Source organism: Halomonas sp. KHS3 (genome assembly GCF_000830495.1).
Lineage (GTDB): Bacteria > Pseudomonadota > Gammaproteobacteria > Pseudomonadales > Halomonadaceae > Vreelandella > Vreelandella titanicae.
In genome coordinates this window covers 36,748-58,752 of the sequence record NZ_JWHY01000009.1, presented here as the reverse complement: position 1 = coordinate 58,752, position 22,005 = coordinate 36,748, and the positions used below count along the sequence as shown (strand labels likewise).

The following is a 22,005-nucleotide window of genomic DNA, read 5'->3' as shown; positions in this document are numbered from 1 at the left end:
TCAAAGCGAGTAACGATGCAGTAACACTCTGATAGCAGCCCAATGGCTAGTGTGAACCGCGTCAGGCTGACGCTTGCTCCGAGAGCGGTTGTAACGCCGCATCCTGTTGTCGCTGATAAGCTTTGATGCGTTCAACCAAGTATTCAGCGTCAGCCGCCACCCCAGAGAACCTCCCAGAGCCCCAGGTATGCAGCCATGGCAGGCCAATAAAGTAGAGGCCGGGCTGTTGGGTGACACCGCGTTTGTGTATGGGATGGCCCTGACCATTGAATACCGAAGCATCAAGCCAGTGAAAGTCAGGGCGAAAGCCGATGCACCAGATAACGGCGCTAATCCCTGCGTCGACCAGATTTAGCTCGGAACGCTCTTGGTTCGGTTCCCAGCATGGCGTGTACTCGGACGCTGGTGGGGCCTCGATACCCTGGGAGGCGATATAGGCATCAATTCGCTGGTTTATGTTGCAGTAAACACTGTCGGCATGATCGAGGTTGGCTTGCAAATTATCGCGAAAGATAAAGTCCCCATTGCGGTACTCTTCTAATAGCCCGAATAGCTCCATGCCTTCGAGCGCGAACTTACGCAGGTCGATTTCCCGGCCCCCATCACGCCCTGTAACATAGTGGTTGGTGTTATCTCTTACTCCCTCACGTAATGGGTGCTGATCGACCGACATCTCGTAGTAGCCCATTTCATCAAGCCATTCGACAACATCTTTGCCGCGATATTGACGCGCCACGCGCGGGGCATCACCGGTGGCGAGGAAGACTTTTCGCCCAGCAATGTGCAGGTCTTCGGCAATCTGGGCGCCAGATTGGCCGGAGCCCACCACCAACACTGCCCCCTCGGGTAACTGTTCAGGGCTTCGGTATTCTGCGGAATGTAGCTGGAACAACCGATCGGGCAATCGCTCTGCCATACGTGGAATGATAGGGAGATGATAACCGCCGGAGGCCACCACGACCTGATCCGCGCTAAACTCACCCGCGGAACTCTTCACTTCGTACTTCCCATTGCTATTCAGACTGACGCGATTAACGGCAACGCCTTCGAGGGCGGGAGGCTGAACCTTGGTGGCAAAGCGGTCAAGGTAAGCGACGACGTCGTCTCGTTTCATAAAGCCTTTAGGATCATCCCCGTCGTAGGGGTGATCGGGTAGCTGGCATTGCCAATTCGGCGTCACTAAGGTGAATGAATTCCAACGCGCTGTCTGCCAGCTATGCATTAAGCTGTGTTTCTCTATAACGAGATGGTCGATTGCCTGTTGTTGAAAGTAGTGGCTGACGGATAGCCCCGCCTGACCGCCACCGATGATAATGGCAGAGTAGTGCTTACGTAGGTCTTTCATATCGCTCTCTCTTTGCAACGATTGATGAGATGTTTGATGTGCTAGTCGATGCGGATAATTTCGACCATGTCCTGCGGATTATTGCCAAACTGCAGGGCTTTGGCCTTGATGACCGTCGACTGATCAATGGCACTGGAGCAGAAGAAGCCGAATTTTTGTTCGACGCGCTGGCTGGCCGCCTCTAAGGCTGTGTCGGCGCGCTCCACAAAAGCATCGACGCTGAGACGCTCGCCGACCTGGAAGTACTCCTTTACGACGGTAGAGGGTGAGTAACACTGGTCTTCGCTGCCATCTGGCCAGCGAACGTGGAAGTGTATGGCTGGCATGCTCAAAGCTCCTGTTGGGGAATGGGCATTTGGGGGCGACTCAGTCCGGTTAATGGAGTCGTTGCAAGGTCATGGAACAACTGGCGATCATTGTCGGTTTCTACCCAGAGCTGAGGTGAGGAAACGATCTCGCCGATCTGCGCGGCGGCGATGCCACGGGCACGGAAGCGCTCTAGCAGCATGGGAAGGTGCTCATTACCCGTGGTGAGCAGGTAACCGAAGCTAGGGAAGGTGCATAACCAGTCTTCCCAAGTGACTTTCTCGGGTTTCGGGATGGCGTCAAGGTTAATGCTCACACCTACATCAGCGCTCTCCATGAGCATTAAGGTGGTACCGAGGAGACCGGCCTGACTAATATCTTTAGCGGCGATAGCCAAGCCCGCTTCAGCAATACAGGGAAGCAGTTCGATGTCGCCACGCAAACGCTCAGCGGGCGCCGTTGTGGCCGCGTTCCAATTCATATAGGGCGCTTGATAGGCGCCGCGCAGGTCGATAGCCGCCACTAATAATTGCCCAGGCCGCGCCGCAAAACTGCTCAGCAGGCATTGGGCTCGACCCAGGATGCCGACCGCCAATTGCGGCTGATTGGAGCGCAGGTTGGTGTGGCCACCGACGATGGGAATGCGGAAGGTGTCGGCGGCCTCACGCATGCCTTTGGCAATGAGTTCAGCGCTTTCTGGGTCATGGCTCCATAGAGCATTGACGATTGCCTGGGGCCGCCCGCCCATTGCGGCGATATCACTGACGTTAACCATCACCGAACACCAGCCAGCAAACCAAGGATCCTCGGCGACGAAGGCGGTAAGTAGCCCTTCCATCGCCAACAGTGTGTAGCCTTCGCCGCTGGGAATGGCCGCGGTATCGTCGCCGTTGGGATGCCAGCCATCGGGCAGTGCTGTCAGGTTGGGAGCGATCCGCGCGATATCGGCCTTATGGGCAAGACCACTATAATCGTGCACTTTCTGGAGCAGTTCTGTTAGGTCGAGTCGTTGCTTTTGGCTCATGATGCTTGTCTCAGTGCGGGGGCTGAAAGGATCTTAAGCAGCCCAGGCGCCAGCTCAGCGAGAGGTTGGCGTTGACGCCCAGGCACAACAAAGCCGCTAAGAGGAGAGTGGCAAGGGGGGTAGTGGGTAAGGTCGGCCTCCATGACGACATGAGGTCGATCAAGGATTAACTCCTCTCCAATGCTTCGCCAGTGCAACTGTTGGAAAAGAGCCTCATTCTGGGCCTGTACCCGGGCCAAAAAGCGTTGGCAGCCCAATGCATGAGCGCTGGAGACGGCCAGCCGAATCAGCGTGGAGCCTAGGCGGCCTTGGGCGCGGAAGGCTGGGTCAACAGCAAGACGCGAACCATGCCAGAGTCCAGGTTCTGATTCGTGAATACGCACTGTCCCCACCACTTGCTCATACCATCCTCCTGTGCACCCTAAAGCGACGAGTAGGTGGGCTGATTCATCGATGGCATCTCGGTCGTCCTGATCAAATATTGCCTGCTCATCGCAGAAAACGCGCCGCCGCAATGCCAGTGCTTCATCGGTTTCCCAAGGCAGGCTCACCCACTTGATCCGGTAGTTGGAATAGGCCGAATAGGCGTCGGATGTTGACATCATCGGGCACTCCTCTATTAAGCGTTTCGCGTGCTGTTAGCGCTCGTACTCAGACAACGTTGAACAGGCACCGCAACGCCCGCAGCCCGCTTTGATATCGCTAGAGCGCAGCGCTGCGAGCTTGAGACGTCTGCCCAACGGCGCCAGGATCGACTCCATAAAGTCGGCGCTGGGCGGCTTATGATCTTCTAATGGCGTGCCGTTAATCGGCACGAACGGCACTACAAAGGGATAAACGCCGATTTCGATTAGGTGTTGGCAGGTTTCCAGAATGGCCTCGCGGGTATCCCCGAGCCCGGCAAGAATATAAGTGCTGACTTGCCCGCGGCCAAAGACGTCAACAGCATCGCGAAACGCCTGCATATACTCTTCGATGCCAACCTCGGCCTTGCCTGGCATTAGCGTTTTTCTTAGCGAAGGTGTGACCACTTCGAGATGCATGCCCAGGCTGTCAATGCCAGCTTCCTTCATGCGGACATACCAAACGGGATCCTTCGGTGGTTCGCACTGCCCTTGCAGCGGAAGATCCACGGCCGCTTTGATGGCCCTGGCACTTTCGCAAAGGACGCTGGCTCCTCGGTCAGACGTGGCTGGCGTTCCGGTAGTCATGACCATATGTTTGACACCGTCGAGCTCGACAGCGGCCTTAGCCACCTCGGCCAGTTGGTCTGGGGACTTATGCGCAATGGTGCGCCCGGCTTGGAGTGATTGACCAATCGAGCAGAATTTGCAGGCTTTGCGCCTGCTCTCATAGCGGATGCATGTTTGCAGTACCGTCGTGGCCAGTACATCGCGGCTATGCAAGGTGGCGATATGCGTGTAGGGGACGCCGTCAGCGGTTTGCAGGTCGTAGAAGTGGGGCGTATCTGCAAAGGTAATATCGGCCATAGGAATCGTGTTTTCAGTCAGCCTATGCCCTTCATCACCTGACACTACGCTAAACGGTGAACGCCATGCCGACTGGGTATAGACGGGCACCATCATAGTGATTCCATCGATGGTTATTGCCTGATGGTCAGAAGGGCCAGCGCCGCCCCGTCGGCTGACATGCTCTTGTGATGCATCCTGCAGGCGTACGCCATGGGTTTGAAGTTCGGTGAACAAGCGTGAGCGATCGGCGAGCTTACTCATCTTCATCTCCTTGGGCATTATGGCCCTGAGCGGAAGTGGCCAGTGGCTGGAAGCAGTGGGCGGGCATATCGTTAATGGCTAAGCTCAACAGTTCAGGGCGCGCATAGTGGCCCACCGAATCCATCATTCGCTTACGCTTGGTAATCAGGGCGAAATCCAGGTCGGCAATGACGATGCCTTCTCCTTTGCGCAGCGGCTCGGCCAAGTGCTTACCTTCTGGCGAGATAATGGCGGTGTTACAGCCATCACGCAGAGCACGTTGTAGCGTGGTGTCGGGGGTAATGGATTCGATTTGGGAGTCGGTTAGCCAGCCGGTGGCGTTAACCACGAAACAGCCCGCTTCAAGGGCGTGATGACGGATGGTTACCTCAATTTGATCCGCAAAGACTGGGCCGACCAGCGAGCCAGGAAACTGGCTGCAGTGGATCTGCTCGTGCTGGGTCATCAGGGCATAACGTGCCAACGGATTGTAGTGCTCCCAGCAGGCCAGGGCGCCAACACGGCCCACGGCGCTATCCACCACCTTCAAGCCCGAGGCATCGCCCTGGCCCCAAATCATGCGTTCGTGGTAGGTCGGCGTGAGCTTGCGGCGTTTCAGCAACAGACGCCCGTCGCTATCAAAGATCAGTTGAGTATTGTAGAGGGTGCCATGATCACGCTCATTAACGCCAAGCACGACGACGATGCCCAGGGTGCGAGCGCGCTCAGCGACAGCATCAGTGATTGGGCCTGGTACCACCACGGCCTGTTCATACAGCCGTAAGTGCTCGGCGCCACAGGCCACGGCGGGGTAGACAAATGAAAAGTACGGATAGTAGGGAACGAAGGTTTCGGGGAACACGATCAGCTCAGCCCCCTTGCTGGCCGCTTCGTCGATGGCATCCAGTACCTTGACCAGCGTGCCGCCAACACTCTCAAGATCGGGAGAAAGCTGAGCGGCAGCGGCCCGCACTATGGTGGTTTCTGTCATGTTTGCTTGTGCCATGGCCGCTGCTCCCCTTAGACCGTCCAGGTATCGATGATCAGTGCATCGTCGCGCACGTGAAGCAGCTTAAGGTCAAGCACATCCAGTGGATTGATCGCGCGGATGCCCTCAATGAGTGACGGTTCGCCATGACCATAGAGTGCTTGAAGAGCAAAGCGGCAGGCGTAGACCTTGCCTCCCTCGGCCATAAACTTGGTCAACTGATTGTTGAAGTTCATGTGGCCGGGAAACGCTTCATCGCCCAGGGTGGGGAAGCCCCGCTGTACGCCCAAAGTGACCCCGGGGCCATACAGTAAGATGGAGGTTTCAAAGCCTTTACGCAGCAAGCGCGTTGCTTGCAGCATATTCACGAAGCCGATCGACCCCTCAAAGGCAACCGTATGAAAAGTTACCAGGGCTTTTTCGCCTGGTTTCGCTTTTACGTCTTCAAAAACCTTCTCTTCGTAGTCGACCAGAAAATCGCCTTTCTTGTTGAGTGGTTGCGTCACTGTAGGCATGTCTAAGCTCCGTTTATTGCGAGTGGGAGAGTCGTTAACCGCCGTGCTTACACAAGCGGTACGATCAATACGGAGCAATCGACGTGCCAATTGATATGCTTATTGATCCAATCAATTGTCGATCATGTAGGTCGCTCTAAGCCTAAAAATTGACCAAATTTTTAGGCTAAAAAAATAATAAAAGGCTAATGTTTCAAAAAAACTGTGTTTTTCACCTTATTTGTGCAATAAAAGTGTGTTTTGCACCATTAAGTACATATGCAATCAATTTTTTATTTGTGCAATCTTTAGCCCATCAGTGATAAGTTTTGGTCGATAAGAAGAGTAGGTAACAATGTTTATTTAACGACGGGGAAGATATGCATACATCTGAGCTGGAACGCTGGCGAAAACGTTTAGACAAGGAGGTCAGCCAGCCAGCTTATCGTCTGGTCGCTGAATTGATTGCTGAAGATATCGGTAGTGGTCGGCTGCAGCCCCGCGAGCGACTGCCCCCGCTGAGAGAACTGGCGGGGGCTTTGAGTATCAATTACACGACGGCGGCGCGTGCCTATAACGAAGCTAAGCTGCGAGGCTTGATTGACTCGCATCCGGGCTCGGGCACTTTTATTAAAGGTAAGGCAGTGTCAGTGAAGCCGAGCAGTGGTTATGAGATGACCATGAACCTAATGATTGAGCCCGCGATACCGACGTTGATTGAACGAGTACGCGATAGCGCTATCTCGGTGTTGGCCCAGCGTGATCTTTACTCACTGCTGCGTTATCAAACCTTTGGTGGCAGCCATCATGACCGTGTGGCTGCGCTCCAATGGCTGGATCGGCGGCTGGACAACACGACACTGGAACAGGTCTTGATATGCCCCGGTATTCACAGCGGCCTGGTTGGGCTACTGATGCAGTTGGTAGCCCCAGGTCAACTAATTTGTGTCGAAAGCCTGGTCTACCCCGGCCTAAAGGCTATTGCGGCCCAGCTCGGGCTGACCCTGCATTCATTGGAGCGTGACTCCGATGGCCCTCTTGTTCGCTCCTTCGAGGATATCTGTAAGCAGGGTCAAGTGGCCGTTTTGTACATTAATCCCACCATCCAAAACCCCACGACGACGACTATTCCCTTGGGGCGTCGTGAAGCTTTGGCCGATGTTGCCTTGCGCTATAGCATCCCGATTATTGAAGATGATGCTTACACCATGCTCAGCGAAGAGAAGATCGTCCCTATTGCTAACTTGGCCCCTGAGCTCACTTACTATCTGACGGGGACTGCCAAGTGTTTTGGCCCCGGTTTGCGATCAGGATTCCTACACGCCCCCACCAAGCGACAGGCGCAGAGAACCGCTGGGGCGCTTCGAGCCACCTCGGTGATGTCCAGCCCGCTGATTGACGCCCTGGTCACTGAGTGGATAACCGATGGGACGGCAGATGCCATGCTTAAAGCGATCCGTATCGAGGCCATTGCCCGCCTTGAAATAGCCGAGAAGATTCTGGGACGTCAGCGCATCGTGTCTGCCAAAGGTGCTTTCCACCTATGGCTCAAGCTGCCCAAGCACTCTGGCTGGAACCCTTCAGAGCTGGCGGTGCAATTACGTTCACATGGCGTTAGTGCGGTTGCCAGCGCTGCTTTTAGTACCGACAACCATCCCCCTGAAGCTCTGCGCTTGTGCTTCGGTGGTCAACTGACAAGAGAGGACTGGGAGGAAAGGCTGCATTATGTGGCGGATATCATCGACCAACCTGCCTATCTGTCATCTCTGACGATGTAACCTTGGTCAACTGTCCTAGTGACGGTTTGGTATTGATTAGCCAGACGAATAGCAAAAGTGGTTTAACGCCCATTATCTTCGGCGATGAATGACAGGAGTCCTCATCTCCCTGGTTTAATGCACGCTGTGGGGCACTACCACGGTGTGGGAATTTGCGATCCGTAGTCTGATCCGGCTTTTTTGAGGCTTTCTGAGCCTGTACTTGTCAGCTGTGCGCAGGCATAGTCTTTAAGTTAGTTTGAACGCTAACAAAGCTGTTTTTCGCCTAGCAGGTTCGGTTTTGTTTAGGAGGTGTCTGTTAATATGTTGATATACATTGTCTTTTTTATGATTTTTGTGGGTGTGACCGTTGCTTTATATCAGGTATACGAAATTCATTACAATATAAACGTCGGCAATGATAAGAAGTTGTCGAAGGCCGATAAAAACCGCTTAAAAACGCTTTCTGACCAAGCTAAAACCGCTCAACAAAACCATGCGTGGGCAGATTTCGATCAAGTGGCGGCCAATGCCTTGGGTGCTGAATTCAATCGGGATATCGCCTTGGCAGCGTTTTCTGAAGAGGAGGCAGGCAGCTATGCAATCCCCTTACTGCGGCGTAAAAAAAGATTGAGCTTTAACGGCGTTAGAGAAGGTGCAGAGCGACAGCGCATAGAAGTACGCCATTTACCGTTTTGGAAAACAACGCTGCCACATATCAATATACGAGCAGCGTTGATTGCCCTGGTGATTGTTAATTGTTTCCTGGTTCAGCTATTAGCGGCCATGACTGTCTACACGATTAGCTATCCGATATCGACTCCTTTTCTGGCCTGGCTTAACGACCCCCTGATCATCATGCTGGTTATTTATGCCTTTATCTTTATGTCGCTGCTTGTTTCAAAGTTTGATAGGTATATGCACGACCTTTATCAACTTGGAAAGCTGTTTAAGAAAAAAGCTGTTTAGGCATCGGTGCAGCGCGCAATCTCATTAGCCAGCTGTTCCAGTAGCGCATCGTAAAGACCAGCATCCAGCGTCAGACCCACGCCCAAGGGATCCATGACGCCGATATAAGCCGACGTATCCCCAAACACGTTATGGACCATCTGCGGATTGAACTGAGGTTCACTGAAAACGCACTGGATATTTTCGTCATTCACCAGCGTTTGCAGTTCCTCAATACGTGCCGGGCTGGGTGACGATGCGTCGCCGATGGAAATAGCCCCGGCCGCTTGGACGTTAAAGGCCTCCTCGAAATACTGGTAAGCATCATGGAAAACAATAAAGCGGGTGTCGGCGCTGTTGGCCAAACGATCCTGAATATGTTCCTGAAGGCTGGTTAAGTCCTCTTTCCCTTGGGCGGCGTTGTCGCGATAGTACGCTGCGTTATCAGGGTCGATCTCACTTAACTGCTCGGCGATGGCATCCAGCCAACGGCGGGCATTGACAGGATCCAGCCAGGCATGGGGGTTCATGCCGGTATGGCTGTGATTATGACCGTGGTGTTCATGATCGCCATGATCATGATCATGCTCATGATGGTCGTGGTCGTGGTCGTGGTCGTGGTCGTGGTCGTGGTCGTGGTCGTGGTCGTGGTCGTGGTCGTGGTCGTGGTCATGATCATGGTGCCCGTGACCGTGTTCATCCCCATCGTTGAGCGCAAAGGTCGCGCCTTCGCGGTATTCCAATGTGGTGATGCCAGGCACATCCATTAGCTCAAGGTGGCGTGCATCACCCGCCAGGCTGTCGATGGCGCCGGATAGCCAGGGCGTCAGCGCGTCGCTTACCCATACCACCAGGTCCGCATCATCGAGGGATTGTGCTTCAGAAGGGCGTAGCGAATAACCATGCGGCGAAGCACCGGGCTGAATAAACAGCTCAGGATCGCCGCGCTCCCCCATCACCTTAGCGACAAGCGAATACACCGGCGGAATATCCACCGCCACATGCGGCACTTCTGCGGCGGCAACCAGCGGGAAAGCCGCTAATAGCGGCCAAGACAAACGAGCTAAACGGTTATTCATCAGGGTTCTCCTCATCATCAACTATGGCTTTTCTGGGTTCGAACATAGGCATCGACACTCGCCTATGCGATATAGACATGTTATAACATAACAAATACAGAAAAGACGACCTTCAATTATGCGGCTTGCTCAGCCTCCTGATCACGATGCGATTCTGAACGTTCGCCAACTGAACGTTCGTTTCGGCGGACAGCATATCCTCGAGAACATCAATCTCGATTTATATCGGCAACAGGTGGTGACCCTGATTGGCCCTAATGGCTCGGGGAAATCCACACTAGTGAAAACGCTGATCGGTGCGGTAACGCCCACCACCGGCCAGGTGACCATCGCCCCGCAGCAGCGCATCGGTTATGTGCCCCAGCGGCTTCACCTGGATCCTACCTTGCCCATGACGGTCAAGCGTTTTATCAACTTGCCCCGTCGCCACCCCCATCGCAGTGTGCAAAAGGCGCTGGAAGATGCCGGCGCCGAGGCATTGATCAAGGCGGCAATGAGCGAGCTATCGGGCGGCCAGTTCCAACGCGTGCTGTTAGCCCGGGCGCTGCTGGCAAAACCCGATATTCTGATTCTCGATGAAGCGACACAAGGGCTTGATCACCGAGGTACCGCTGAGTTCTACCAGCATATCGAAAGCGTGCGCCGCAGCTACGGCTGCGCTGTACTGATGGTCAGTCACGACCTCCACGTCGTGATGCGTACCGCCGATCATGTGCTGTGCCTGAATCGTGTTATCTGTTGCGAGGGCAAGCCCGAGCAGGTGGCCTCATCGCCGGACTATCAGGCGCTGTTTGGCGATCAGACCGCCCAGACCTTAGCCTTCTACCGCCACCATCAGCATGAGGAGGCCGCCAATGCTGGATGATTTTATGTGGCGGGCGATGATCGCCGGTGTATTAGTGGCCATGGCCGCCGCCCCGTTGGGGTGTTTCGTGGTGTGGCGGCGTATGGCCTACTTCGGCGATGCGACCGCCCACGCCGCCATTCTGGGCGTGGCGTTAGCGCTGTTATTGGACGTCTCCATCTTCTTAGGCGTACTGACGGTCGCCCTTGTGATGGCAAGCTGTGTGTCAATGCTCAGTGGGCGTGGCTATGCCATGGATACCTTGCTCGGGGTAATGGCGCACTCGGCTCTGGCCATCGGCCTGGTCGCCGTGTCGTTTCTGGCCGGCGTACGCATCGACCTGAGTGCCTATCTGTTTGGCGATATTCTGGCCGTTGGGAAAACGGATATCTGGATTATCGGCGGCGGAGTGGCGCTGGTGCTGACGCTGCTTTTCTGGCGCTGGTCATCGTTATTGACCGCCACGTTGAGCGACGAGCTGGCCTATGCCAGTGGCATCCAGCCCCGGCGCGAACAGTTAGTGCTCACTTTGGCACTCGCGGTGGTCGTCGCCGTGGCGCTGAAAGTGGTGGGCGTGCTGCTGATAGCTGCCTTGTTGATCATCCCGGCGGCCACCGCCCGGCCATTTTGCCGCACGCCAGAAGTCATGGCATTGGTAGCCGCCGGGGTCGCCATGCTGGCGGTGACAGCAGGGCTGAGAACTGCATATGTGATGGATACCCCGACCGGCCCAACGATAGTCACGCTCGCCGCTGTGCTGTTTACCCTGGCGACGGTTGTGACCCAAGGCTGGCGCTTATTGCGTCAGCGCCTCCAGCCCGCGTCCTGTCATTCCGGTAAATAGTGCGGTGGAAGCAGTGACAACCTCCTTTGCCGTATACCCCCTTAGTTCATTAACAGCGCTTATGGAGTCATTGATGTCTTCGCTTATGCCTGCAGTACCTGCTGCTCAATTGACGTTGCCAGACCATGCCGCCAGGGGTCACGACATCAGCGTGTTGCCGCGTATCTTTGAAGACGCCATTAACATCGCGATCTTCCAGCGCCCGCTGCCCACCGATATTGCCTTTAGCGCCCAGGCGCAGTGCCAAACGGATCGTGCCTGGCAATATAGCTGGCTTGGTCACCCCGATGAAGCCTTCATCGCCGATTTGCGCCGTCACATGCCCGCCCCGGACGCGGCTTCCTCGCTGATTGAGGATATGGCGACGATCGCCGAAGCCATCGCCTTTCTGTTTGACACCCAAACCGTCGGCATTCGCCTGCGCCTGCTCAATAGCGCCATGTGCCCGCGCTTTCACTGCGATAACCTCCCCGTGCGCATGGTGACTACCTATTTTGGGCCGGGCAGCGAATGGCTGCCCGAGCACGCCATTAACCGCGAGGGCCTGGGCGCGCCGCACCCCGAGCGACCCGATATCGCAACCGATACCAGCGCTATTCAACACCTTTCGCCGGGGGACATAGCGTTAATCAAAGGAAGCGGCTGGGTAGGCTGCGAAGAGCGGGGCCTGGTGCATAGAAGCCCTGCGCTGGAAAACGGTAGCAAACGACTACTCATGACCATTGAGCCTGCTTAATAGCCGCTATCTCAGCAGCTATCTCGACCACTGGGAACGATCATCGACGAGTGCAGTTATGTCTTGATCAGGTCAATATCGCGAGAACAATGAATGGGTAACCAAAGTATGAATGTGCAACATATGAGTAACCAAAATACGGATGAAAAGGCGGTCAACGTTGACTGGGAGAATGAGTCATCTGAAAAAGCATGGGAAGCCAAGCTATTAGCCATGCCCACCAGTGACTATATGAACGATGAACAGCTGCAGTTCTTTCGTCATCGTCTGCTTGCCGAGCGAAGTGAACTTGAGGTGCACTTAAAAGAGATCAAGACCGCAATTGCCTCCCATGAGCGAGATAGCGATGAAGCGGATCAAGCCTCGTTTGAAGAGGAGTTGCGTCTAGCTCTTCGCCAAGCCGATCGGGAAAGCCGCTTGCTTAGCAACATTGAGGCGGCATTAAAAAGAATTGAGAACGGCGAGTACGGTTACTGCGAAGAGACCGGCGAACCTATCGGGCTCCCAAGGCTGTTTTTTAGGCCTACAGCGAAACTATGCATTGAAGCCAAAGAGCGTCAGGAGAGTAAAGAACACCACTATCGTAAAGCCAGGTGGGAGTGAGCCGTTATGCGGGAGCCACCATTAATCCCGATCAATGTACTGACCGGTTTCCTCGGCAGTGGAAAAACCACGCTACTCAACCGCTGGGTACACCAAACCTCCATGGCCAATACCCTGATGGTGATTAACGAGTTTGGCGCCATCGGGTTGGATCATCAATTGATTACCCAAAGCGATGAGCAGGCGGTGATCGAAATGAGCAGCGGATGCTTGTGCTGCACGCTACGGGGCGACCTTAGTCGCACGCTACAACAAGCATTGGAAGATCTGGAGGCCCAAGACAAAGCCCTACCGTCTCGGGTAGTGATCGAGACCACCGGGCTGGCATCGCCTACCTCGCTGCTGCAACTATTGATGACGGATCACTGGCTGGCGCACCGCTTTAAGCTGGATAGTGTGGTGTGCTGCGTCGATGCGGCGAACGGCATGGGGACTCTTGATGCACACCGGGAGTCGCAGCAGCAGGTGGCGGTGGCCGAAAAGCTATTAATCACCAAAACTGACCTGGCCAGCGAGGAGACGGTTTCCCAGTTGGCTAATCGACTGGCTCGACTCAACCCAGCGGCTGAGCAGTGGCAGGTAATCAACGGCGAACTTTCGGCGGACTTGTTAGTGGGGGCAGGGCTGGCCCGCCATGCTCCTGATGCCGACACGGGCAACGACGCTCACAAGGATGCCCAGGCGTATCAGGTCGAGAAGTGGCTCAAAGCAGGCAGTTACACCGTGCATCAAGCAGCGCCTTTAACGCCCCGGCTGCTCACCGGCGCGCCGCTCGGTTCTTATCAGCCCGAAGGCAACTCCCACAGCGACAACATTAAATCGTTCTGCTTTAGTGTTAACGAGCTTATTGAGCCTGAGGTGCTGGAAAATTGGTTGGATATTTTGATGTCGCTAATGGGCGATAAAATGCTGCGCATTAAAGCCATTGTCCATCTTACTGACAGGGATACGCCACTCGCACTGCACGGTGTGCAACATATTTTTCATCCACCCGCGCCGCTGCCCAAGAACAGCGTGGGAGACCGTGTATCTCGCTTTGTATTTATTACCCAAAACGTGACGCCGGAAACAGAGGCTGAGTTGTACCGCTTTTTTCATGCATCCCAAGAGGTGGCCCAATGACTGTTTTAACCCTGCCTGATGTAGCCAGACAAACCGCCCGCTCACCGGCCGCTTTGACCTGGGTAGGCATGGAGGGCATCGCACTCCCCATCCGACTAGGCAGCCGCAGTGTGACGGCCAAACTCAACGCAGGGGTCAGCCTGGATGACGCTGATGCACGGGGAATCCATATGTCCCGGCTGTATTTGGCGTTGGCACCGCTTGAAGAAGCACCGCTGACACTTCCAGTGGTTAAGGGCGTATTGAATGCATTTTTAACCAGCCAAGATGGCTTATCGCAGCATGCTTATCTAAGCATCGAAGGCGAGCTTCCGCTTAAGCGGCAAGCCTTGATCAGCCCTTTAGCCGGGTGGAAAAGTTACCCCTTCACCTTGCGCTGCCAATTAACGCACGCTGGCTTTCAGGCTGAACTCGACCTTACAGTGTGGTATTCGTCCACCTGCCCCTGCTCGGCGGCGCTGGCAAGGCAGCTGATTCAGCAGGCCTTTGAGGAAGATTTTGCGGAAATCCCGTTAACCAAATCTGCGGTATCTGCGTGGCTAGGTAGCGAAGAAGGGATACTCGCAACGCCCCATAGTCAGCGCAGCAGTGTCGAATGCAGTTTGCGGTTATCTGAAAGCGAAAACGGAGAATGGCCCCTCGCGGATTCTATTGAAAACTCGATTGACCGTATCGAGCGAGCACTCGGTACCGCGCTGCAAACCGCGGTAAAACGTATCGATGAACAGGCCTTTGCCCTCGCCAATGGACAAAACCTGATGTTCTGTGAAGACGCGGCCAGGCGGCTGGATAAAGCACTACGGCAAGCGCCGGGGGTATCTGGGTTTCAGCTCAAGGTCGTGCATGCTGAAAGCCTGCACGCCCATGACGCGGTGGCGCGCAGTGAGTGGAATTGGTAAACGTGTTTGGACTGTTTCTGGCCTACTCGCGCTATACAAAGCGCAAGCAGCAAGGGGAGCTCCAGATAATGGAGTATTCAGCATCAATGGGTCTAAGCTTGCATTTTTAGCGCTTGAAAGGGTAGGTCGCCTCTTAAAATACGCGTCAGAATATAGACAAGCGGGCGTTCTGATGTCCCGTTGGTGCGAAATACTTCCCCTTCGAGGGTCGCGCCTTCTTTTAACATGCGGTGCAGCATGTCGAGGTTTCCTCTCGGGACATAGCCCAGTTTGCACCCAGCGCTTTCGATGCGGATAGCATCAGCATCCACAGGGTTCTCAGGTTCGGGGACAAATTGAACACTGCTGCCTACCTGTAAATCTGTTATCTCAAGCTGTGATTCGTGCCGAAAGCCTGCTATTTCGATTAATACCTCGAAGGTTTCAGGTGGGTTGTCGAAAGGGTGAACAAGTTCAAAACCGTCATTGGGTAGCTTGGCGCCACTGTAACCCAGTAAAGCGAAGTCGCTAATGTTGGCATCCTCTGGGATAGCGCGCAGTTCCAGATAACGCCCAAAATCACGACGACTGCGTGGCGGCAAGCGGCGAGTGAAAGCTTCCAATACTTGATGATTGTGCTCTGCTTGCCTCATAGAAAATGCCGGGTAGCCTCGAAAGCCCAAAAGCTTTGCTTCTGCCATCTCTGAGCTATCCAGGGCATACACCAGAACCACGTTATTGTCCCGCTTGACCAATTCTCCCACTAGATAGCGAGAGCGCATTTTGCTCTCGCGTGCCTGCCAATAAAGCAGCAGCCGGTGTGGTTCCACCAAGTGTTCGATTAAGCGGGTCATATCAGTTCTCCAGAGCCTGTAAAAGGCGCTCTCTCCTTGTCAGAGTCAAAAACGCTATGAAGTCAGCACGTTCTTGGGTAATGGGATGTGGGGTGTCAAAGTAAGTTAAGTCATTCAGGATGTCTCTAAGGTCATCATCGCACCAACGTTGTAAGCGTTCTATCAGTATTGGTCGAATAGCAGGGAATTGCTGACAATACTGAGTAACACCCTGAATAAGCGGCAGGCGCTTTTTGTCGCCTTTGGCCCAGCGCATGTGGTGCTGCCCTCTGTTAAGGTAGGCATTGAATTCATTATGGTCGCGCATCATGCGCTGCATTTTCTGGGGCTGCAACTCGTGACCGAGGCTGGTGCCATTATCAAAGTAGGGCGTGTAACGGGCAGTTGGGCCGTTTTCTCCCCAAATCAATCCCCAATTCTCTTGATGGCGATCAGTGTTGCCAATTAACGCATCAAAACATAGGCAAAGCCCCCAGTATTGTCGCCAATCATGGGTAAGCCATCCGCCTCTCTCTAGCACACGGCTTAGTTCGATAATGGATGTTAAATTATGCTGCCTGCCTTTATCTATATCAAACGCTGGTATAAGCCGTTGCAAGTAATCTACGCCAGCAACATAGCGATCTTCCCTGCTATCGGCATAGCCAATAAACCACTCGTTGACTGTACCTGGCTCGTTTCGAGACGAGTCAAAGGCAACAAAAACGGGTGGTAGGGTAAGGCCCATTAATCGGCCGATATGAAAAGCGATTACCTCCGCCCAATATTGATCGGGGTATCGTGGCTCAGAGCTTTTCGCGCTTTTAATAGCTTCTTTAAATAAATATCGATGTCCAGGAACACAGAAATCATATGGGGCGGGGTCGGGACAGACGCGGAGTGATTTGTCACGAGCGCCTACTGGGAAGACTTCATAATCTTGGTGAACATCCCAGCCTGTGATGTCAATCACCTGGTCTGGTCGTTGATGAATGTCTTCACGGTTAATCATGGTGTCATTCCTCTTCACCTGAAAATAAAAAAGTCCTCCCGTAGCTTCACCATATTGCAGATCAACTGATCGAGGGCACGATACCTTTAACCTCACTTAAACACTAAATTAAACATATAGCGTACAACCATGAAATACCCTCAGACGCCGCAAGGCGGAGGAATAAAACGCTTCGTTAGATGCCTAGCGTAGCCAGGGATACAGCTTAAGGTTGTGCATACGGGAAGCTTGCACGCCAACAATGCAGTGGCGCGCAGTGAGTAGTGTTGGTTAACGTGTGTGGTCTCGCCTGGTAGATCGGAGACGAACGATTGTTGGCCTTCCTCGCAGCGCTTGTTTAGGATCAATAGCGGATCTCAACAAAAACTAGCGAGCCGTTCTCATGAAGCCAGAAACCATTGCCCTCCACCATGGCTATTCGCCTGATTCACAAAACGCCGTGGCGGTGCCGATTCATCAAACCACGTCGTTTTCCTTCGACAACGCGCAGCACGCGGCGGATCTCTTTGATCTTAAAGTCGAAGGAAACATTTACTCGCGCATTATGAACCCGACCTGCGCCGTGTTGGAGCAACGGGTAGCCGCGTTGGAAGGCGGTATCGCTGGGCTAGCGGTGGCATCGGGAATGGCAGCGATCACCTATGCGATTCAGACCATTGCTGAAGCGGGCGATAACATTGTCTCGATCAGCGAGCTGTATGGCGGTACCTACAACCTGTTTGCCCACACCTTGCCGCGCCAAGGCATTCAGGTGCGTTTTGCCGACAAAGACGATATTGATGGCATCGAAGCGCTGATCGATGAGCGTACCAAAGCGGTTTTCTGCGAAAGCATTGGTAACCCCTCGGGTGGCGTGGTCGACCTAACAAAGCTCGCCGAAGCGGCGCATCGTCATGGGGTGCCGGTAATAGTTGATAACACCACGGCGACGCCGTTCTTATGTCGGCCGATTGAGCACGGGGCGGATATTGTCGTCCACTCGGCGACCAAATATATCGGCGGCCACGGCACCACGGTGGGCGGTGTGATTGTTGATTCAGGCACCTTTCCCTGGGCCGAGAATGCCAGCCGCTTTCCGCTACTCAACGAGCCTGATGTCTCCTATCACGGTGTGAGCTATACCCGTGATGTGGGCGATGCGGCCTTTATTGCCCGCGCCCGGGTGGTGCCGCTACGTAATATGGGCGCGGCGCTTTCTGCTCAAGCGGCCTGGAACCTGCTCCAGGGATTGGAAACGCTGTCACTACGGATTGAGCGTATCTGTGCCAATGCCTTAGCGGTTGCCAAGCATCTGGAAAGTCATCCGTTGGTCACCTGGGTGCATTATGCTGGCTTGGAAAACCATCCCGATCATGCGCTGGCCCAGCGTTATATGAACGGCCATGCCTCGGGGATTCTTAGTTTTGGCATTGAAGGTGGGCAGGCCGCTGGTGAGCGCTTCTACGATGCGCTGGCGCTGATTCTTCGCCTGGTGAATATCGGCGATGCCAAAAGCTGTTCTTCCATTCCCGCCTCTACCACGCACCGCCAACTCAACGAGCAGGAACTAAAAGCCGCTGGTGTCACGCCGGATATGGTGCGCCTATCGATCGGCATCGAGCATATCGACGATCTGCTGGCGGATATTGATCAAGCGCTGGCGGCCTCTCAAGGGTAGCGCAGAACTGATTCAAAACCCGTCCAATAACAAGTGGCGTTAGGTGTAGGCCTAGCGTCATGTTGTTTACGACATCAGCTTACAATAGTTAGAATCATTAAGCTGGCTTAACCTCCGCAATCAACTCTGCCTGGCGCTAGCATCTGCTCGACTGCGACCAGTATCTCGAGCCAGTTCTGCTCGTTTTAGCATATGTACAATGCTTATTGCGACGTTTGAGTTGATGAAGTTTCTTTCGGTGCTGAATTCGAACTAATGGCCAGTACTTCAAACGAGAAAGTTGTAGCGGAAGAGCTGCGCGGTTTCGAGATGACTGTTAATTTACAAGGAGAAATGCCATGAAAAAGCTACCTTCGTACTGCGGGATGCTGCTTGCTAGTGCTTTGGTGCTGCCCGTATCGACTGTCGCGGTGGCCGATGAGGTCGTCGAACAGATCGAGTTGGGTCTTGAACTCTATCAGGAAGAGGATTATGGCGGCGCCCTCACCGAACTCGAGTTCGCGATAAGCGACATTCGCAAACTGCAGTCGGGCCGTCTCGCCGAGACCTTCCCCACGCCGCCTGAAGGTTGGGAGGCTGAGGATGCCGAATCCGATGGCGGTGGCGCCGCGGCTATGATGGGCGGCGGAGCCATGCTTGAACGCCAGTACAGTGAAAGCGATGGCAGTGGCCGGCTTAAGGCAAGCATAATGATCGACAACCCCATGGTTCAGGGCATGGCTGCACTGTTCAACAACCCGGCCATGTTGACCGCCCAACCTAATACCGAGCGGGTTCGCATGGGCCGTGAATCGGCCATCGTCAAGTGGGAGCCCAACCGCTCTCAAGCTGAGGTCACCATGTTGCTTGATGGGCGCATTCTGATCCAGGTGGAGGGGGAGAACTTGGCATCCCAGGATATGGCGGTGGAGCTAATGCGCAGTTGGGATATCGACGCAGTGCGTGAACAAGCCGGTCGCTAGCATTGCTGAGGCGATCGATAACCCAATAGCAGGTGCTAGAGCACTAATGGCGCCCTTTACGTTCAGCCATCAAGCGCTCTTAGATGCTGCCAGCGTATACAAAAATTCCAGCCCTAATGTCGCGGCGGCAAGCGAGGTAATGTCGCCGTGATCGTAGGCGGGGTTCACTTCCACCACGTCCATACCGACCAGTTCCATGCCTACCATGCCACGGATCACTTTCAGCATCAGGTCGGTGGACATGCCGCCGCACACCGGTGTACCGGTACCAGGGGCGTAGGCGGGGTCGAGGCCGTCAATATCCAGGGTAACGTAGGCCGGGTGATAACCGACGCGGGCACGAATGCGCTCAAGCACGGCCGCGGCACCGTGGTCATTGACCCAGTCCGCATCCAGCACCTCGTAAGGGTGGTTGTGGCGGTCGTAGCTGGTGCGAATGCCAATTTGCAGCGAGTGCTCGGGCACAACTAGTCCTTCTTTGAGGGCGTGGTGAAAAATGGTGCCGTGGTCAAAGCGCGTGCCTTGCTCGTAGGTGTCTGTGTGGGCGTCAAAATGGATCAGCGCCAGCGGGCCGTGTTCCCGGGCGTGGGCGCGCAGTAGCGGCAGGCTAATGTAGTGGTCGCCACCCAGGGTAAGCATCTTTTTACCCGCGCTTAACCAACGATTGGCGTGAGTCTCCAGGTTATCGACTAGACTTTCGGGCTCACCATAAGCGTAATCAACGTTGCCTGCATCGCACACCTTGAGGCGCTCTTCCAAAGCAAAGTCCCATGGCCAGCGCTTGCCTTCCCAGATCAGGTTAGCGGTACTTTGACGAATAGCATTCGGCCCCATGCGGGTGCCAGAACGGCCAGAACAAGCAAGGTCAAAAGGAACGCCACTCACCACAACGTCGGCGTCGGTTGCCTTAGGATCCGTTGCTTTTGCTACGCCCATAAAGGTAGAAATCACATCGCCATAAAGGCTGGGCATGGTTTGTGTTTGTGGGTGGGTCACCGGTGTGCTTCTCCTTGCGTGCTGGATTATCGTTGATAGTCGCGTGTGGCGAATAAGCAGCAGACAATAAGCAATTACCAGTGATAAATTAAATGAATGTTTAGAATTTAACCATTCGTGATATGAATAATGAGAAGCTATGCGCTCGCTACGCCATTTCGACCTAAATCTACTGCTGGTATTTGAGGCGCTGATGCACGAGCGTCACGTCACTCGCGCGGCAGAAACGTTGCATTTAAGCCAGCCAGCCTTGAGCCATGCCTTAAAACGGCTGCGTGAATCGCTGGATGATCCACTGCTAGTGCGCACCGAAAACGGTATGCAGCCGACACCCCGAGCACTTGAGCTGCTGCCCGTGGTGCAACAGGCGCTAGCGATGCTACGCCAAGGTCTTGCGCCCCCCGCGATGTTTACGCCTGCCAACAGCACACGACGCTTTACGCTCGCCACCACGGATTACTTTGAAGAGGTCATGTACCCGCTCTTTTTAAGTCAGCTGTTGTGTTATGCGCCGGGCATTAGCTTTTCCATTGAGCTGATTACCCCGGATGTGCTGAGTGAGGGGTTGGAACAGCGCCAAATTGATATGGTGGTAGGGCTGGATAGCCAAAGCGCGTTGCCCAGTGGCGTGATTCAGACCCCCTGGATGGATGAGGAGCTGGTCTGCTTGGCTGCTACCCATAATGATCGCGTGGGCGATGGGCTGAATATTGGTCAGTTTGCGAATGCGCTCCATGTGGAGCTGGCGGATATTAGCGGACTGCGCCCCAGTAATATCGATAGCTGCTTGGTTCAACACGGCTTAACCCGCCGTGTCATCTCTAAAAATCTCAACTACATCGCCGCGGCGCGGGTGGTGGCGCTGACGGAAGCGATCATGACGCTGCCACGTCAGATGGCTGAGCGCTTTGTCATGATGCTGCCGGTGCGTATGGTGGAGCCGCCCAAAGAGCTCCCAACGCTGAAAATGACTCTGATCCAGCATGGGCTGTTTGCCAATGAGCCTGCTCTCATCTGGCTAACTCAATCACTGATCGAGTTCGCCGACACATTCCGGCAGCAAGCCTCTTCAGGGGCACTGCGGCCCGCTTGATGGTTGGAAGTAGCTTCAATAAAGGCGAGTGACTTAGTAGAGTGTCAGCAAAGACGCAGTAAGCGGGATTTAGCTAAACCACAGGCAACCATAATAATGACAGCAATGTATAAACTCCTGATTGCCGACGATCACCCCCTGGTACGTGACGCTATGGCGCGCGTGATTCGTGAAGCTTACGCAGATGCTGAGATTGTCGAGGTGGAAGATTTTGATGCGGCTCTTGCTCATGCCCAGCAAGAGCCTGATCTTGACTTGATATTGCTAGATTTAAATATGCCTGGCATGAATGGGTTTACGGGCCTTTTGCGGCTGCGTAACGAGCAGCCTACGATTCCAGTAGTGATTGTTTCTGCGGAAGAGGATAAGCAGATTATTCTTCAGGCGGTCTCTTGTGGTGCAGCGGGGTTTATCCCCAAATCATTGCCCCGTGATCAGATGCGCCATGCCATTGCCCAGGTGCTGGAAGGCAATATCTTTCTACCTGCCGATGCCATGCGCGCGCCGGACAGTATTCGTAAGCGTCGCCACCAGGAGCAGGGTTTTACTGCGGAACAGCTGCGCCAACTGACCCGCAAACAGCTACAGGTGTTGGAACACATGACCCGCGGTGAATCTAACAAGATGATTGCCTATCATCTCAATATCGCGGAAACCACGGTGAAAGCCCATGTGTCGGCGATCTTGCGCAAGCTGGGTGTGACCAGCCGCGTACAAGCAATTTTATCGGCCAACGATATCGATTTTTCTCAGTTCCTCAAGCGCTGACTCG

Annotated in this window: 23 protein-coding genes; 12 read left to right on the top strand and 11 right to left on the bottom strand. The window is 54.4% G+C overall.

Going from position 1 to position 22,005, the window contains the following annotated elements; all coding sequences use genetic code 11:
• Positions 1-61 precede the first annotated feature (61 nt).
• Genes RO22_RS18525 through RO22_RS18495 form a run of 7 tightly spaced genes read right to left on the bottom strand, consistent with a single transcriptional unit; the run spans position 62 to position 5,890 of the window.
• Positions 62-1,345 carry an MSMEG_0569 family flavin-dependent oxidoreductase gene (locus RO22_RS18525; RefSeq protein WP_041159035.1) on the bottom strand — a complete coding sequence of 428 codons (1,284 nt, stop codon included), beginning with the start codon at positions 1,343-1,345 and terminating at the stop codon, positions 62-64.
• A gap of 41 nt (positions 1,346-1,386) precedes the next feature.
• The gene (locus tag RO22_RS18520) at positions 1,387-1,671 is read right to left on the bottom strand and encodes an MSMEG_0570 family nitrogen starvation response protein (protein WP_041159034.1); all 285 of its coding nucleotides are present in this window, start codon (positions 1,669-1,671) and stop codon (positions 1,387-1,389) included.
• 2 nt (positions 1,672-1,673) lie between these two features.
• Positions 1,674-2,675 (bottom strand): sll0787 family AIR synthase-like protein, encoded by a 1,002-nt coding sequence (locus tag RO22_RS18515; RefSeq protein WP_041159033.1) that lies wholly within the window; start codon positions 2,673-2,675, stop codon positions 1,674-1,676.
• Positions 2,672-3,280 (bottom strand): MSMEG_0567/Sll0786 family nitrogen starvation N-acetyltransferase, encoded by a 609-nt coding sequence (locus RO22_RS18510; protein WP_041159032.1) that lies wholly within the window; start codon positions 3,278-3,280, stop codon positions 2,672-2,674. Before RO22_RS18510 ends, RO22_RS18515 begins: the two co-directional genes overlap by 4 nt.
• 33 nt (positions 3,281-3,313) lie before the next feature.
• Positions 3,314-4,408 (bottom strand): MSMEG_0568 family radical SAM protein, encoded by a 1,095-nt coding sequence (locus tag RO22_RS18505; RefSeq protein ID WP_041159031.1) that lies wholly within the window; start codon positions 4,406-4,408, stop codon positions 3,314-3,316.
• Positions 4,401-5,393, bottom strand: coding sequence for a Nit6803 family nitrilase (locus RO22_RS18500; RefSeq protein WP_235270530.1), 993 nt, complete (start codon positions 5,391-5,393; stop codon positions 4,401-4,403). The genes RO22_RS18505 and RO22_RS18500 overlap by 8 nt, the downstream gene beginning before the upstream one ends.
• A 14-nt stretch (positions 5,394-5,407) precedes the next feature.
• Positions 5,408-5,890 carry an MSMEG_0572/Sll0783 family nitrogen starvation response protein gene (locus RO22_RS18495; RefSeq protein ID WP_022521498.1) on the bottom strand — a complete coding sequence of 161 codons (483 nt, stop codon included), beginning with the start codon at positions 5,888-5,890 and terminating at the stop codon, positions 5,408-5,410.
• A gap of 359 nt (positions 5,891-6,249) precedes the next feature.
• Here RO22_RS18495 and RO22_RS18490 point away from each other — a divergent pair, with 359 nt between their 5' ends.
• Together RO22_RS18490 and RO22_RS18485 are read left to right on the top strand one after the other, a co-directional pair.
• A complete protein-coding gene (locus RO22_RS18490) occupies positions 6,250-7,647 on the top strand; it encodes a PLP-dependent aminotransferase family protein (RefSeq protein ID WP_022521499.1) in 1,398 nt (465 codons plus the stop codon).
• A 303-nt stretch (positions 7,648-7,950) separates the two neighbouring features.
• Positions 7,951-8,595, top strand: a complete 645-nt coding sequence (locus tag RO22_RS18485; protein WP_041159030.1) for a hypothetical protein — start codon at positions 7,951-7,953, stop codon at positions 8,593-8,595.
• Here RO22_RS18485 and RO22_RS18480 read toward each other — a convergent pair.
• Entirely contained in the window at positions 8,592-9,653 is a 1,062-nt protein-coding gene (locus RO22_RS18480) for a zinc ABC transporter substrate-binding protein (RefSeq protein WP_041159029.1), read from the bottom strand. The genes RO22_RS18485 and RO22_RS18480 overlap by 4 nt on opposite strands.
• 118 nt (positions 9,654-9,771) lie before the next feature.
• Between RO22_RS18480 and RO22_RS18475 the strand changes: the two genes are divergently transcribed.
• From RO22_RS18475 to folE2, 6 genes are all read left to right on the top strand, one after another.
• Positions 9,772-10,518: a metal ABC transporter ATP-binding protein gene (locus RO22_RS18475; protein ID WP_022521502.1), complete on the top strand. Its 747-nt coding sequence runs from the start codon at positions 9,772-9,774 to the stop codon at positions 10,516-10,518.
• Complete coding sequence (locus tag RO22_RS18470; RefSeq protein WP_022521503.1) at positions 10,508-11,341, top strand: metal ABC transporter permease; 834 nt, start codon at positions 10,508-10,510, stop codon at positions 11,339-11,341. Before RO22_RS18475 ends, RO22_RS18470 begins: the two co-directional genes overlap by 11 nt.
• 73 nt (positions 11,342-11,414) lie before the next feature.
• Positions 11,415-12,077, top strand: coding sequence for a DUF1826 domain-containing protein (locus RO22_RS18465; protein ID WP_235270529.1), 663 nt, complete (start codon positions 11,415-11,417; stop codon positions 12,075-12,077).
• 123 nt (positions 12,078-12,200) lie between these two features.
• Positions 12,201-12,680 (top strand): RNA polymerase-binding protein DksA, encoded by a 480-nt coding sequence (gene dksA / locus RO22_RS18460; protein ID WP_084625482.1) that lies wholly within the window; start codon positions 12,201-12,203, stop codon positions 12,678-12,680.
• A 6-nt stretch (positions 12,681-12,686) separates the two neighbouring features.
• Positions 12,687-13,802: a CobW family GTP-binding protein gene (locus RO22_RS18455; RefSeq protein ID WP_041159028.1), complete on the top strand. Its 1,116-nt coding sequence runs from the start codon at positions 12,687-12,689 to the stop codon at positions 13,800-13,802.
• Positions 13,799-14,701 carry a GTP cyclohydrolase FolE2 gene (gene folE2 / locus RO22_RS18450; protein WP_041159027.1) on the top strand — a complete coding sequence of 301 codons (903 nt, stop codon included), beginning with the start codon at positions 13,799-13,801 and terminating at the stop codon, positions 14,699-14,701. The genes RO22_RS18455 and folE2 overlap by 4 nt, the downstream gene beginning before the upstream one ends.
• A gap of 92 nt (positions 14,702-14,793) precedes the next feature.
• Here the strand turns inward: folE2 and RO22_RS18445 are convergent, their stop codons facing one another.
• Entirely contained in the window at positions 14,794-15,534 is a 741-nt protein-coding gene (locus RO22_RS18445; protein ID WP_022521508.1) for an HIRAN domain-containing protein, read from the bottom strand.
• Position 15,535: 1 nt separating this feature from the next.
• Entirely contained in the window at positions 15,536-16,525 is a 990-nt protein-coding gene (locus tag RO22_RS18440) for a HipA domain-containing protein (protein ID WP_022521509.1), read from the bottom strand.
• 382 nt (positions 16,526-16,907) lie between these two features.
• Here RO22_RS18440 and RO22_RS18435 point away from each other — a divergent pair, with 382 nt between their 5' ends.
• Both RO22_RS18435 and RO22_RS18430 read left to right on the top strand, forming a co-directional pair.
• Positions 16,908-18,182, top strand: a complete 1,275-nt coding sequence (locus RO22_RS18435; protein WP_041159026.1) for an O-acetylhomoserine aminocarboxypropyltransferase/cysteine synthase family protein — start codon at positions 16,908-16,910, stop codon at positions 18,180-18,182.
• Between the two features lie 338 nt (positions 18,183-18,520).
• The gene (locus RO22_RS18430; protein ID WP_041159025.1) at positions 18,521-19,144 is read left to right on the top strand and encodes a hypothetical protein; all 624 of its coding nucleotides are present in this window, start codon (positions 18,521-18,523) and stop codon (positions 19,142-19,144) included.
• Between the two features lie 69 nt (positions 19,145-19,213).
• On the opposite strand, the gene speB is transcribed toward RO22_RS18430, so the two are convergent.
• Positions 19,214-20,116, bottom strand: coding sequence for an agmatinase (speB, locus tag RO22_RS18425; protein ID WP_041159024.1), 903 nt, complete (start codon positions 20,114-20,116; stop codon positions 19,214-19,216).
• Positions 20,117-20,279: 163 nt separating this feature from the next.
• On the opposite strand from speB, the gene RO22_RS18420 reads away from it, so the two are divergent.
• Entirely contained in the window at positions 20,280-21,233 is a 954-nt protein-coding gene (locus RO22_RS18420) for a LysR family transcriptional regulator (RefSeq protein WP_041159023.1), read from the top strand.
• A 105-nt stretch (positions 21,234-21,338) separates the two neighbouring features.
• The gene (locus tag RO22_RS18415) at positions 21,339-22,001 is read left to right on the top strand and encodes a response regulator (RefSeq protein WP_041159022.1); all 663 of its coding nucleotides are present in this window, start codon (positions 21,339-21,341) and stop codon (positions 21,999-22,001) included.
• Positions 22,002-22,005 lie beyond the last annotated feature (4 nt).